Source organism: Enterobacter sp. JBIWA008 (genome assembly GCF_019968765.1).
Classification (GTDB): Bacteria; Pseudomonadota; Gammaproteobacteria; order Enterobacterales; family Enterobacteriaceae; genus Enterobacter.
The window spans coordinates 513,860-528,311 of record NZ_CP074149.1; the positions used below are offsets into that span (position 1 = coordinate 513,860).

Genomic DNA, 14,452 nt, shown 5'->3' on the forward strand with positions numbered 1-14,452 from the left:
AAGCACATGGATGTGTTATCGGGAGGTACATTACTTTAAATCATTCGTGAAATTCTTTCCCTTTATATCCTATACTAAAAGGGGTAATGAATTTATAAAAATGTGAGGTTTAAATTATGAGAATGAAAGAATATTATTATGATAAGGCACTATCTTATTATAAGTTATTAGAAGAAGAGTATGAATGTATTATAAGGAATGAGGAAAGAGTGTTTTCTAAAGGCAGCAATAAGAAGTTGTTAATAAAATCAAATATAAGCAATGCTAAAAAATAATCCACATTCATTTTTATTTTATGGGTTTTTATATGTGCTGAATATTTTTGTCACTGTTCATTTTTATTCTTTGGTTATGACATTGAAATTTACATCATATTTTCAATGGGTAACCGATTCCTTAGTTTTTATGTTTTACGATAGAAACAGGTGCGTTGCTATTATTCCATAATCTAAAGGCGGGTTACTTAGCAACACTTATTAATACAAGCCATTAAATATAAATGTACTAAAAAACACATATTTCATCCCCTATAAATATCTACCGATATTTATAGGGAGAGAAGAAAAAAATGAAATGAATTTAAATTATGTCCTATACTATATGTATAGTTAAAAATCCTGTTGGTGTACCCGTTAGTCGTGGGTTAATGATAAGAGCGTCATTATCCTTGGTATAATAAATTAAAACCTGATCCTATCGACAAGTAGATGGCAGATGAGTTGTTCAACAGAACGCAGTGCAAATGAAACCCGTGCAAATTTCCCGAGCGTAAATTCCAGACAAAAAAGACGAAAACGCAGGAGTCACGGCAATGTGGCACTATAAAGGAATCGGATAATACCCCGTAGATTCCCTTGATAGACATATAAGGCCAATCCTTACCAAATGGTATAAGGGAGTCTATTACTTCTAATAGATTCTGTGGCGAATTTATACAATATAGATCCGTCCAGAATTTGAGAAGTACTTAGACGCTTATAGGAGTTATTCATACAGCTTTTATAAGAAGAGTAGCGATGAGCTACGACCGTTGCAGAGAATGGCGATAGGAAGAAACAGGGCAACCCGCTTCCGCTTGAGTACAATATAGTTGTATTCAAAATTCGCTGTATGAAATGTTGATGAGTATCAGCGTCAAGAAATACAAATTATTTGTATATCTTGAATTTCTTCCCCCTTAGTGGGGGATCAAAATGTATCCAAGAAATCCCGTCAAGGGGTAACGCTGTTAAAGCTAATCAGTACCTAATAAACGTATCGCTAAAGCAAAACTTAATATCCAATGAATTGATATTCGACTTTAATTGAACGCAGTGAGATTAAATCGAATGAAATTCCTGGTTCGCTTGTAAAGCGAGACAGTCAATATTCAATGAAAGTATCAGTTCAATTGGATATCGTAAGGATTGATAATTTCAATTTTTCTTTGTGAGCACGCCTTGCTATGAACTCTTCATTAATTAATGCTTGTGTTTAATGCAGTTACAATGACTCAGGAAACATTAGTACATAATAATGACACTTGTATGATACTCATTTTATAAACTTGCCATAGGCGTTTACAGAGCGTTTAAGCATGATTATTAAAGTTGCTAATGGATCGAACTTATTGAGTCATGTACTATAGTTAGAACTTCCACCTTTCACTACCTCGGGTAGGTTTGTTAACGGTGATTGGTGGAAGTACTAATTGTGCTAATTAACTTTGTTAACAATCATCACTACAGTACCAATGACATTGATGCTTTTCATATCTTCAAAAGCGACCGTGATTGATGGGTAATTGTCATTATCACTCAGTAAGCGTACTCCATCCATGAGTACCTGTACTCTCTTAAACAAATAATTCCCGCTCTGTTTTAATACTACAAGTTTGTTATCAGTTAAATCTGTATCGTTAGTATCAATGAGTAGCACTGCACCCGTGAGAAAAGTAGGAGTCATTACATCGGTACTGACCCTGATGGCACGCAGAGAGTGTAAACCCTTCACCTCAACCAGTTGAGCATCAAGTTTCAACATTTCATCGGCATGATCAATAAAAGGTACACATATGACATCTGAATCAGTGATGCCCATGCTCGATTGTTGGCCTGTAGCCAGCCACTCAATAGAGACATTGCCTGCTTTTGCCAAGAGTACCAAGTTATCCAGTGTAGGGCTTGATGAACCGTGCATGTAGTTGTGAACAGTACTATAGCCAATACCCGCACGTTTTGAGAACTCTCTACCCGTTGTTCCAAGTTCTGCTATGACGTGCTTTAAGCGTTCACTGAACTCTTTAGTACTCTGCTTTTTATTGTTCATTCTATCGCCATTCAACTTAAGGAATTGTATTCCTAATTCGATTTGACTTGTTCATTTTATTGATCAATCATGTTCATGATTAAGTAATGAGTGATCATAATGAAGAATCATAAACAAGAAGGATCTCAAAAAAAGGAATCAAATGCCAGTACTCGAAACTGGCATCGGGCCGATGTACTTGCAGCTATACGCAAGAAAGGTAGTTCGTTGGCTAAGTTGTCCCGAGACAACGGCTTACATGAACGAACGCTATACAACGCCCTTGAGAGGCATTGGCCAAAAGGTGAGCAGATCATTGCCGATTATATTGGGGTCACCCGAGAAGAAATCTGGCCCGAACGTTACAGCAATAGTGAGGAATAAATTGTGGCATACGCAACATATACAGTGGTTTGTCCGCATTGTGGATGTACTACGACAGTTAACACCGGAATAAAAAGCAGTGGTACAGGTGTAGGTTCGTGCGGAGCATGTAGAAAACTTGTCAGAGTAGAAGTTGACTCCCTCGGTAATATAAAACGAGTATTAAAATAACAAGGGAAAATAAAAATGAAGAAAATACAGTTTTTTGTTTATATGGGATTCGGTTTAATCATGGCGTCCATGGTTTATAGTTATTTTAGTACATTCAATGAACCAGGGATGTCATTTGCTACAGTATTACTTGCATTAGTTACTTTAGCATTTTGGAGTATGGTTATGATCATCTCATTTTGGTGGTCAATTATAGCCATTCCATCTATACAAGAAAACCACCCCGCATTAACGCAAAAATTTCCAAAGTTTTTTAATAACTTTCTTCTGCCTATCATCATTGTCATTTTATTATTAATAGCTGGGCAAGCTAATGTATATATGATGAACCTACAAGGAAAGAATCTTGGTTTTATGATCGAAGATCAATTCTCTGAAGCGAAGAGTGCCGGGATCTTTAACAGAGAAAAGTGGATTGAGGTTAAAGCTAAGCAAGATGAGTCAATAAAATTAGCCGATAAACATGCTGCCGCTGTAGCATTAGAAAAAAAGAACAAAGACTACATCGAAAGTAAGATTAATAGTCTCGACAAGAGTAGTGGTAAGTACTTAGTAGCTGAAAATATCTACAAACAACATGGTGTTTGGGTCGATGATTACATTGCTGTTCAAAAGAAGTCATGCTCACGTGAATTCAATCGACTGTTAGCTGCTAATGCAGCGTCTGAGCAAGCCATTGAGTACTGGAATGAAACCTCTGATTCTTTAACCCAGTCGGGTATTTCGCCATTTGCAGGGGGGAGGAGTCCTACAACCGATCCTGACATCCAGAGAGCCAACAACGATATTAGATTTGCCCGTTCTCAATTAGAAAACTGTGGTATAGCTCATCTTAACGAGATAGAACATCGTGTTACAGTACAAACTGATAATTGAAATGGATTCAGGATTATGTATTTTAAAGCGGTTGTTATAAGTTTAAGTTTGCTATTGTGTTTATCGGCCTCTGCTGATGAACTTAAGCAAAATATTGATAGCACATTACAAAAATGCAAGATGGATGCTGTTAGTACCATTGACTCACAGAATTGCTATATTAAAGCTACTACAGCGTGGGATACTGAGCTTGGGAATCAATATAAACTGCTAATGAAAGATCAGCCTGAAAATGTGCGTGCTGCCCTAAGAGATTCACAAAGGCAATGGATAAAATACAGAGATTCGTATAATAAAGGAATTGAGGCTTTTTATCAAAAAGAAGAGGGTACTATCTGGAGTTTGATTGCGGCTGAAAGCAAAATGAATATCATCCGCGATAAAACATTAGATCTTTATCGACTCAGGAATAGTACAAATCTTGGTGGCTGATGTTAAAAGGTAGCGTAGGCTACCTTTTTTATTGCCATCGATGAGTCAGGGCTGGTGGATAACCGCTATTAATAATTCTTAAAGTACTTTCATCACTCCATTCACACAGCAAAACGCCAAACATCACGTAATCTTCTGTTCCAGTATCAAAGTATTTGTGCATTAGGTCATGCAAAGTCTTTTCTGTTTGTGTGAAAGAAATCATTTGCTTAACTTAAGATGCCGCACAGTTCATTTCTTTCTTGATTCGGCTAATAGTGTTGGTACTTACACCGAAGTCAGCAGCTACAGAGCGAACACTTCCGCCAGATGCCAATGCCGCGAGGATTTCAGTACGCGGGATATGCCTACCATTTCCACGTCCAGCAATACGACCAGCAGCCTTAGCTGCTTCGTAACCCTCTCTTTGCCTGAGCAGCATCATTTCACGTTCCATTTGGCAAATTCCCGAAAGTAAAGTTAGAACCAGTTTACCAGTAGGTGAGTTATCTCCCGTCTTAATGCCTTCATGATGAAACTGGATCGCGACACCCCGTTTAGTCAAAGTATCTACAGTTGAGAGAAGGTCGGTTGTATTACGGGCAAGGCGGCTGATGTCATGCACATGCAAAGTATCGCCTTCGCGTAAGTACTCCATCATCGCTAAGAATGCTTCACGATTGGTATCTTTCGCACTTACTTTCTCAGTGAATACTTTTTCAAAGGTGATCCCCGTATCTGCTAATTGTCGCTCGCTGTTTTGTTGCAAGCTGGATACGCGAATATAAGCGATGTGTGCCATGTCAAAATCTCTATACTGTATCGATTTGTATGTTGCGATTTATTATAGAGTGTAGCGATGAAAAATCAAGGCAGATCGCTACGCTTAATCAGGCTTTAGGAGGATATGCGGTATGTAGCGATTAAGGATGCTTAATCGCTACATATGAATTATTTAACCCTTCAAATCATTTTTAATTCAATAGGTTTTTCCTATTGTTTTTTAATTAAAGAGTGGGGGTTCCTGATATTACAAAAGAGTGAGATTTGGTATACAAATTGCTTGGCTTTGTGGGTGAAATAGACGTTTACTGTGATGTAAGAATTGTTTAAAGTCTATTAGTACATCTACAATTTCAGATGCTGGTGCATAAGGAATAAGAATGAATACTATAGCTTCTGTTTATATCAAAGGCCTGTGGGGGCATCAAGATATAAACATATATATTAATAGCAAAACAAATTTTATAATAGGTGTTAATGGTACAGGGAAAACTACACTTATTAATCTACTTGCCGCGGCACTCACCTTTGATTATGAGAAGCTTTTAAGGATTGAATTTGATAGTATTTTAATTCGGCTTAAAGAAATTGGTGGTTCCCGTCGACCAAGCATTCGTGTTAGAAAAGAGCCATTGGCATCAGAAGAAAGTCTAATATATGAAATCAAAATGGCGGCGAAAGAGGAGCCTATAGTAATCCCTTTTGACCCTCGATTCGATCGAGTTTATATAGAAACGAAGGATGGAAACAGGATCGTAAGCAGAAGAAGGGGGACTAATCAGGAATCTCATTCTTTAAGTGAGATAAGTCTTGCCTTAAAAGAATTGATTAAGGTTTCATGGTTATCCGTAAACCGCTCAGATAATTTGTACTTTAGAGATGCCGACAAAAGAGCTTTAACGACTATTGACCATAAGATTATTGAATTGAACAATAATCTTGTCCGTTATTTTTCGGTACTATCTCAAAATTTTTCTGATCATACGATTGAATTTCAGAAAAAAAGCTTCCTTGCTCTGATTAATAATGAGGGAGCAGACCCCATATTTCAATTCTCAAGTTCGATCGACATCGATCAAGAACGTAAAACATTAGTAGAAGTTTTTGATGTTCTTGGTGTTGATAATAAGTATTATCTCAAAAAACTAAATGAACACTTTTCTCGATTAGAAAAAATTAAACAAAGAGCAAATTCCAAAGCTATTTCCGTAGATGATTTTTCGGTGATGTATAATTCTTGGCGTGCTCATACATTAGTTGCCGATTATGAAATTTTACAGACTAAAAAAGCCAGTATATTTAAACCCAGAGATAACTTTATTTCTTTACTTAATTCAATGTTTAATGGTCGTAAAAAGTTCTCTGTTTCTGATAAAAGCGAACTTGTAGTTATGACTAAAGATGGTCGATTAATTGAGTTGGAAGAATTATCATCAGGGGAAAAACAGTTACTTATTATTCTTGGTGAAACATTACTACAACAATCTCAGCATGTTATATATATCGCAGATGAACCTGAGTTATCATTGCATGTCATTTGGCAAGAACAACTGATTGGGGCTATTACGAAGCTAAATCCAAATGCACAAATTATTTTTGCTACTCACTCTCCTGATATTGTAGGTGTTGAGCAAGATGCTGTCATTGATATGGAGGATTTGGTTTCATGACTTTTTCAAGAACAGCGAGTGGATTAAGAAATTATAATATATTTTATAAAGTCGAAGCTGTTGTTTATATTGAGGGGAGACTTTTAGAAAAATCAACTACACAACAGAGTACCGATGATTCGAAAGTGTTTGATGTTATTTTTTATACCTCTTTGTTTAAAGTGTTTACTCCTCACCATAATGTTAAAATAAAGATTGTTGGTTGCAAGGATAATGTATTAGATTATCATGATAAAATAGTTAATGAGAAAATATCTAATTCTTTTGCAATTATAGATCGTGATTATGATGGAGTGTATTTCACAAGGACCAATTCAGAGAAGCTGATTGTTACTCACGGCTATAGCTGGGAAAATGATTTTTGGTCTCCTAATCTTTATTTCGAACTGGCAAGATTGCTTAGTTTAGATAGTGATCTTGCGTGCGATATTGTACAACAAAAATTAGTGCGTTCTATCCGGAGATTATGCTTAATTAATAGGGCTAACTTGGTCTCGAAATTCTTTGGTAATGGTATTTTCCCCATAGGAAAAAAAGGTGGGGATAAAGGGTTTAGGTATGATGTTAATTTAAAATATCCATTGCAATTATGTGAGGTAAAAAGGCTTTTTAATAAAATATCAGAGGATGTAAAAACAGATCCTGAACTCCATGAGTTAATTGTTGCAACTAAGCTTGATTTTAATAACCTTATCCAAGGTCATTTTTATGAGTATATGATTTTGCAAATTTTGTCTTATGCATATAAAATAACTTCTGGTATAACTCATAATATTGCTGATTTTAATTTAATAAAAAATGTAGCATTCAATAATTTTAAAATGAAACCCGATTACTACTTAGAACCTTCTACGCTGAGTCATTATGAACAGCAGTTCTCGAGAGTACTTCAAGCTGCATACTGAAGTATAAAGCCAGTCATTTTGACTGGCTTTATTATTATCAGTGTATAGCGATTAATTAACAACTCCATCGCTGACAAGCCCCTATTGATTTTATGTAAAACAGCCTTTTCAATACCAATTAACATCATAATTAGTATGGTATTATTTAACCATGTTTGGACTTTAATCATCATGGTCAGTTCAGTCATATTAAAATAAATTACTTAAGCTAAATAAAACCTACCAACTTGATCCCTTCTGTTCTCTGTCATATGGTCCAATACTCATAATCACCATCAAACCCGCACCAACACTGACATACTGCCCCAGTAAAGTGGATTCAAAATGGCTGTTTAACATAGTTTATCCGGCTTCTCGCCAGATCCTCAGAAGGGGAGTTGATACCATTCGTGTGAAAACACATTGAAAATCAGCTCGTAGCGTTGAGCCGATTATTTCAGCGGGTAGTATAGCGTAAAGAGATGTAAATCTGCCAGAGGTCACATTTTGACGAAGGTGGCCGGAAGGGGCGGCTAATGTGTGGTTGTTATATGATGAGACAACGCTGTCGTTTGCTTAAGTGCCACGCGGCTCGCGTGGCACTGGATCGGCAATCAGGCCAGCTGTGGCGGCAGGCATACGCCGATGCCCCCGATACCGCAGTAGCCGTACGGGTTTTTATGCAGATACTGCTGGTGATCGTCCTCGGCATAGTAGAACGGTTTCGCGGTGGCGATTTCCGTCGTTACCTCGCGCGTATCGCCCGCTTCACGCATGGCCTGCTGAAAACGCTCAAGGCTGGCGCGCGCGGCGGCATCCTGCTCAGGCGTGAGCGGATAAATGGCCGAGCGGTACTGGGTGCCGTGGTCGTTGCCCTGACGCATGCCCTGCGCCGGGTCGTGGTTTTCCCAGAAGACCTGCAGGAGCTGCTCGTAGCTAATCACCTCAGGGTCATAGACCACGCGTACCGCTTCCGCATGCCCGGTTTCGCCAGAGCAAACTTCGCGATAGGTAGGATTCGGCGTGTAACCGCCCGTGTAGCCAGCCGCGGTGCTGTAAACGCCGGGCAGCTGCCAGAAGAGGCGCTCAACGCCCCAGAAACAGCCCATGGCGAACAGGGCGATTTCCATTCCCTCCGGTACGTTGGTCATGGAATGGTTATTGACGGCGTGTAAGGTCGCCACAGGCATAGGAGTGTTGCGTCCCGGTAATGCATCGGTTTGTGAAACCAGGTGCTTTTTGTCGAATAAACTCACGATGGGGCCTCCCGGGGTGCGATGTTTCAGTTAAGGTTGTCACGAAGCGTTTAATTGAACACAATAAATGCGCTGAATGAGTCTAGATTTAATCATAAGAAATATTTGGGTGTTACACCTATTTTCAACCCGCGATTTGGGTTTTTGGCCAATAGGCCGTATTTTGCCGCGGAGCGGCACTTCATTTGCTTCCAGGGTGGAAACAGGGATATTCAGGAGAAAACGTGACAAAAATCCGCCAGTTATGTTTGGTCAGTGTGTTGCTGACAAGCGGGATTGCCAGCGCGGCGAATGTCCGTTTGCAGGTTGAGGGGTTATCCGGGGCGCTGGAAAAAAACGTGCGTGCGCAGCTATCGACCATCCAGAGTGATGAGGTGACGCCGGACCGACGTTTTCGCGCGCGCGTCGATGACGCCATCCGTGAAGGACTGAAAGCGCTGGGGTATTACGAACCCACCATTGATTTCGATCTCCGTCCGCCGCCAAAGAAGGGGCGTCAGGTTCTTATTGCCCGCGTTTCGCCGGGTGAGCCGGTACTGATTGGCGGCACGAACGTCATCCTGCGCGGCGGGGCGCGTACCGACCGGGATTATCTGGACCTGCTCAGCACGCGGCCGAAAGTCGGTACCGTGCTTAACCACGGCGACTACGACCATTTCAAAAAAGAGCTGACGAGCGTTTCCCTGCGTAAGGGCTACTTTGACAGCCAGTTCAATAAAAGCCAGCTGGGCATTGCGCTGGATCGACGTCAGGCCTTCTGGGATATCGACTACGACAGCGGGGAACGCTACCGCTTTGGCGATGTGACGTTTGAAGGTTCGCAAATTCGTGAAGAGTATCTGCAAAACCTCGTGCCGTTCAAAAAAGGGGATTACTACCAGTCGAGGGACCTGGCGGAACTGAACCGCCGTCTTTCTGCTACCGGCTGGTTTAACTCCGTGGTTGTCGCACCGGAATTTGATAAGTCTCGCAAAACCAAGGTGTTGCCGCTGCATGGCGTTGTCTCGCCGCGCACCGAGAACACCATTGAGACCGGTGTTGGCTACTCGACGGATGTCGGACCACGCGTGAAAACCTCGTGGAAAAAACCGTGGATGAACTCGTATGGTCACAGCCTGACCACCAGCCTGAGCCTCTCTGCGCCCGAGCAGCAGCTGGATTTCAGCTACAAAATGCCGCTGCTGAAAAATCCGCTTGAGCAATATTATCTTCTGCAGGGCGGTTTTAAGCGCACCGATTTGAACGACACAAAGCAGGACTCTACGACGCTTGCCGTCTCCCGCTTCTGGGATCTCTCCAGCGGCTGGCAGCGCGCCATTAACCTGCGCTGGAGCCTGGACCACTTTACGCAGGCCAACGTCACCAATACCACCATGCTGCTTTATCCGGGCGTGATGATCAGCCGTACCCGCTCGCGTGGGGGCCTGATGCCGACCTGGGGCGACTCGCAGCGCTACTCCATCGATTATTCCAACTCCGCCTGGGGCTCCGACGTGGATTTCTCCGTCATGCAGGCGCAAAACGTCTGGATCCGCACGCTGTATGACAAACACCGCTTTGTGATGCGCGGCAATCTCGGCTGGATTGAAACGGGAGACTTCGAGCGCGTTCCGCCGGATCTGCGCTTCTTCGCGGGGGGCGACCGCAGCATTCGTGGGTATAAGTACAAATCGATCTCACCTGAGAACGAAAAAGGTCAGCTAACCGGTGCGTCAAAACTGGCGACGGGATCGCTGGAGTATCAGTACAACGTCAGCGGAAAGTGGTGGGGCGCCATGTTTGTTGACGGCGGTGAAGCGGTGAACGATATCCGCCGCAGCGACTTTAAAACCGGCGCGGGCGTGGGCGTACGCTGGCAGTCACCCGTCGGGCCCATCAAGCTCGATTTCGCCGTGCCTGTCGGCGACAAAGAAGAACACGGATTACAGTTTTACATCGGTCTGGGGCCTGAATTATGAGTTTATGGAAGAAAATAAGCCTCGGGGTGCTGATTTTTATCGTGCTGCTGCTCGGTACGGTGGCGTTTCTGGTGGGAACGACGACCGGGCTTCATCTGCTGTTTAACGCCGCGAACCGCTGGGTGCCGGGGCTGGAGATTGGCCAGGTAACGGGCGGCTGGCGCGATCTGCGTCTGAAGAACATCCGCTATGAGCAGCCGGGCGTGGCGGTGAACGCCGGGGAGTTTCACCTGGCGGTGAAGCTGGGCTGTCTGCGTGACAGCAAGCTTTGCGTCAACGATCTGTCGCTCAAAGACGTCAACGTGGCGATAGATTCGAAAAAAATGCCGAAGTCTGCTCCGGTCGAGGAAGAGGACAGCGGCCCGCTGAATCTCTCCACGCCGTACCCGATCGCGCTCTATCGGGTGGCGCTCGATAACGTCAATATCAAAATCGACGACACCACCGTATCGGTGATGGATTTCACCTCCGGCCTGCGCTGGCAGGAGAAAAACCTGACCCTGACGCCAACGTCCCTGCAGGGCCTGCTGATCGCGCTGCCGAAAGTGGCCGACGTGGCGCAGGAAGAGATCGTCGAGCCGAAGATCCAGAACCCGCAGCCGGAAGAAAAGCCGCTGGGCGAAACGCTGAAAGACCTCTTCTCGAAGCCTGTCCTGCCGGAAATGACCGACGTTCATCTGCCGCTGAACCTCAACATTGAGGAGTTCAAAGGCGAGCAGCTGCGCCTGACCGGCGATACCGATCTGACGGTCTACACCATGCTGCTGAAGGTCAGCAGCATTGACGGCAACATGAAGCTCGACGCGCTGGATATCGACACCAACCAGGGCTCGGTGAATGCGTCAGGCAACGCCCTGCTGCGCGACAACTGGCCGGTAGATATCACCCTCAACAGCGCGCTTAACATTGACCCGCTGAAAGGCGAAAAGGTGAAGGTCAAAGTGGGCGGGGCGCTGCGCGATAAGCTGGATGTCGGGGTGAATCTCTCTGGCCCGGTGGACATGGTCCTGCGCGCGCAAACGCAGCTGGCGGAAGTCGGGCTGCCGCTCAATCTGGAGGTTATCAGCAAGCAGCTTTACTGGCCGTTCACCGGCGAAAAGCAGTTCCAGGCCGATGACCTGAAGCTGAAGCTGAGCGGCAAGATGACCGACTACACGCTCTCGTTCCGCACCGCGGTGAAGGGGCAGGGCGTTCCGCCCGCGAACATCACGCTGGATGCGAAGGGCAACGAACAGCAGGTCAACCTCGACAAGCTGACCGTCGCGGCGCTGGAAGGCAAAACCGAGCTGACCGCGCTGCTCGACTGGCAGCAGGCGATCAGCTGGCGCGGCGAGCTGAAGCTGACGGGCATTAACACCGCCAAAGAGGTGCCGGACTGGCCGTCGAAGCTGGATGGCCTGATTAAGACCCGCGGCAGCCTGTACGGCGGTACGTGGCAGATGGACGTGCCGGAGATCAAGCTAGCCGGGAACGTGAAGCAGAACAAGGTAAAAATTGAAGGCTCGCTGAAAGGCAACAGCTATCTGCAGTGGATTATCCCGGGGCTGCACGTGGCGCTGGGCCGCAACACGGCGGATATCAAAGGCGAGCTGGGGGTGAAAGATCTCAACCTTGACGCCACCATCGACGCGCCGAATCTGGATAACGCCCTGCCGGGGCTTGGCGGCACGGCGAAAGGTCTCGTGAAGGTGCGCGGTACGGTAGACGCGCCGCAGCTGCTGGCGGATATCACCGCCAATAGCCTGCGCTGGCAGGAGCTGAGCGTTGCCCGCGTCCGCGTGGAAGGGGATGTGAAATCCGCCGATCAGATCGGCGGTAAACTGAACCTGCGCGTGGAGCGCATTGTTCAGCCGGACGTGAACATTAGCCTTGTTACCCTGGACGCCAAAGGGAACGAGAAGCAGCACGACCTCCAGCTGCGCGTGCAGGGCGAGCCGGTCTCCGGCCAGCTTCACTTGACCGGCAGCTTCGACCGCAAGGAAGAACGCTGGAAAGGTCTGCTTGATAACACGCGTTTCAATACGCCGGTCGGGCCGCTGGCGCTGTCGCGCTCCATTGCCCTGGACTATCGCAACACCGAGCAGAAGATCAGCATTGGGCCGCACTGCTGGACCAACCCGAATGCGGAGCTTTGCGTGCCTCAGACCATTGATGCGGGCGCGGAAGGGCGGGCGCAGATCAACCTCAACCGCTTCGACCTGGCGATGCTGAAGCCGTTTATGCCGGACACGACGCAGGCCAGCGGCGTCTTCAGCGGTAAAGCCGATGTAGCCTGGGACACCACCAAAGAGGGGCTACCGCAGGGCAGCGTCACGCTGTCAGGGCGTAACGTGAAGGTGACGCAGGAAGTCAACAACGCGCCGCTGCCTGTGGCGTTCGACACCCTGAACCTGAGTGCCGATCTGCATAACAATCGCGCACAGCTGGGGTGGACGATTCGCCTGACCAATAACGGTCAGCTGGACGGGCAGGTCCAGATTACCGATCCGCAGGGACGGCGTAATCTGGGCGGCAACGTCAACATCCGTAACTTCAACCTGGCGATGGTGAACCCGATTTTCGCGCGCGGGGAAAAAGCGGAGGGCATGCTGAACGCTAACCTGCGCCTGGCAGGTAACGCGCAAAGCCCGCAGCTGTTCGGTCAGATGCGGCTCAGCGGCGTGGATATCGACGGCAACTTCATGCCGTTTGACATGCAGCCCAGCCAGATCGCGATGAACTTCAACGGCATGAGCTCGACGCTGAGCGGCTCGGTATTGACGCAGCAGGGGCAAATCAACCTGAGTGGCGACGCGGACTGGAGCCAGCTCGACAACTGGCGCGCCCGTATTGCCGCGAAGGGCAGTAAGGTGCGCATCACCGTACCGCCGATGGTGCGCCTGGACGTATCGCCTGATGTGGTCTTTGAAGCCACGCCAAGCCTCTTCACGCTTGACGGACGCGTCGACGTCCCGTGGGCGCGCATTGTGGTTCACGACGTGCCGGAAAGCGCGGTCGGCGTCTCAAGTGATGAAGTTATGCTCAATGAAAATCTGAAACCTGTCGAACAGAAGAGCGCGGGCATACCGATTAATAGTAACCTTATCGTGCACGTGGGGAATAACGTGCGGTTGGATGCGTTTGGGCTGAAGGCGAGGCTCACGGGCGACCTGAAGGTGGCGCAGGATAAACAAGGTCTTGGCCTGAACGGGCAAATTAATATTCCTGAAGGACGATTCCACGCCTATGGTCAGGATCTGATTGTCCGTAAAGGCGAGCTGCTGTTCTCCGGTCCACCGGATCAACCCCTGTTGAACATCGAAGCGATTCGTAACCCGGAAGCGACGGAAAACGACGTCATTGCTGGCGTACGCGTTACCGGCTCTGCCGACGAACCGAAGGCGGAGATCTTCTCTGACCCGGCGATGTCGCAGCAGGAAGCCCTCTCTTATCTGCTGCGTGGACAAGGTCTGGACAGCGGACAAAACGACAGTGCGGCGATGACCTCGATGTTAGTCGGTCTGGGGGTTGCACAAAGTGGGCAGGTTGTGGGTAAAATCGGCGAGACGTTCGGCGTAAGCAATCTGGCGCTGGACACCCAGGGCGTGGGTGACTCCTCGCAGGTGGTGGTCAGCGGCTATGTGCTGCCGGGTCTGCAGGTAAAATATGGTGTGGGGATCTTTGACTCACTGGCAACACTCACGCTACGCTATCGCCTGATGCCTAAGCTATATCTGGAAGCAGTGTCCGGCGTAGACCAGGCACTTGATCTGCTCTATCAGTTTGAGTTTTAG

At 46.2% G+C, this 14,452-nt stretch carries 10 protein-coding genes; 7 read left to right on the forward strand and 3 right to left on the reverse strand.

Features of this window, described 5'->3' with window-relative positions:
- Positions 1-1,695: 1,695 nt before the first annotated feature.
- Complete coding sequence (locus KGP24_RS02465; RefSeq protein ID WP_223562255.1) at positions 1,696-2,307, reverse strand: LexA family transcriptional regulator; 612 nt, start codon at positions 2,305-2,307, stop codon at positions 1,696-1,698.
- 99 nt (positions 2,308-2,406) lie between these two features.
- On the opposite strand from KGP24_RS02465, the gene KGP24_RS02470 reads away from it, so the two are divergent.
- From KGP24_RS02470 to KGP24_RS02480, 3 genes are all read left to right on the forward strand, one after another.
- The gene (locus tag KGP24_RS02470) at positions 2,407-2,670 is read left to right on the forward strand and encodes a helix-turn-helix transcriptional regulator (RefSeq protein WP_084833159.1); all 264 of its coding nucleotides are present in this window, start codon (positions 2,407-2,409) and stop codon (positions 2,668-2,670) included.
- 186 nt (positions 2,671-2,856) lie between these two features.
- A complete protein-coding gene (locus KGP24_RS02475) occupies positions 2,857-3,717 on the forward strand; it encodes a hypothetical protein (protein ID WP_223562256.1) in 861 nt (286 codons plus the stop codon).
- Between the two features lie 15 nt (positions 3,718-3,732).
- Positions 3,733-4,149 (forward strand): lysozyme inhibitor LprI family protein, encoded by a 417-nt coding sequence (locus KGP24_RS02480; protein ID WP_029882383.1) that lies wholly within the window; start codon positions 3,733-3,735, stop codon positions 4,147-4,149.
- Between the two features lie 214 nt (positions 4,150-4,363).
- Here KGP24_RS02480 and KGP24_RS02485 read toward each other — a convergent pair whose 3' ends face one another.
- Entirely contained in the window at positions 4,364-4,930 is a 567-nt protein-coding gene (locus tag KGP24_RS02485; RefSeq protein WP_059306504.1) for a recombinase family protein, read from the reverse strand.
- A 361-nt stretch (positions 4,931-5,291) separates the two neighbouring features.
- On the opposite strand from KGP24_RS02485, the gene KGP24_RS02490 reads away from it, so the two are divergent.
- Together KGP24_RS02490 and KGP24_RS02495 are read left to right on the forward strand one after the other, a co-directional pair.
- Positions 5,292-6,581: an AAA family ATPase gene (locus KGP24_RS02490; protein ID WP_199557225.1), complete on the forward strand. Its 1,290-nt coding sequence runs from the start codon at positions 5,292-5,294 to the stop codon at positions 6,579-6,581.
- A complete protein-coding gene (locus KGP24_RS02495) occupies positions 6,578-7,486 on the forward strand; it encodes a DUF4435 domain-containing protein (RefSeq protein ID WP_223562257.1) in 909 nt (302 codons plus the stop codon). Before KGP24_RS02490 ends, KGP24_RS02495 begins: the two co-directional genes overlap by 4 nt.
- Before the next feature lie 593 nt (positions 7,487-8,079).
- On the opposite strand, the gene msrA is transcribed toward KGP24_RS02495, so the two are convergent.
- Positions 8,080-8,721 carry a peptide-methionine (S)-S-oxide reductase MsrA gene (msrA, locus tag KGP24_RS02500; RefSeq protein WP_148244376.1) on the reverse strand — a complete coding sequence of 214 codons (642 nt, stop codon included), beginning with the start codon at positions 8,719-8,721 and terminating at the stop codon, positions 8,080-8,082.
- A 224-nt stretch (positions 8,722-8,945) separates the two neighbouring features.
- Here msrA and tamA point away from each other — a divergent pair, with 224 nt between their 5' ends.
- Together tamA and tamB are read left to right on the forward strand one after the other, a co-directional pair.
- Positions 8,946-10,679, forward strand: a complete 1,734-nt coding sequence (gene tamA / locus KGP24_RS02505) for an autotransporter assembly complex protein TamA (RefSeq protein WP_223562258.1) — start codon at positions 8,946-8,948, stop codon at positions 10,677-10,679.
- Positions 10,676-14,452 (forward strand): autotransporter assembly complex protein TamB, encoded by a 3,777-nt coding sequence (tamB, locus tag KGP24_RS02510; RefSeq protein WP_223562259.1) that lies wholly within the window; start codon positions 10,676-10,678, stop codon positions 14,450-14,452. The genes tamA and tamB overlap by 4 nt, the downstream gene beginning before the upstream one ends.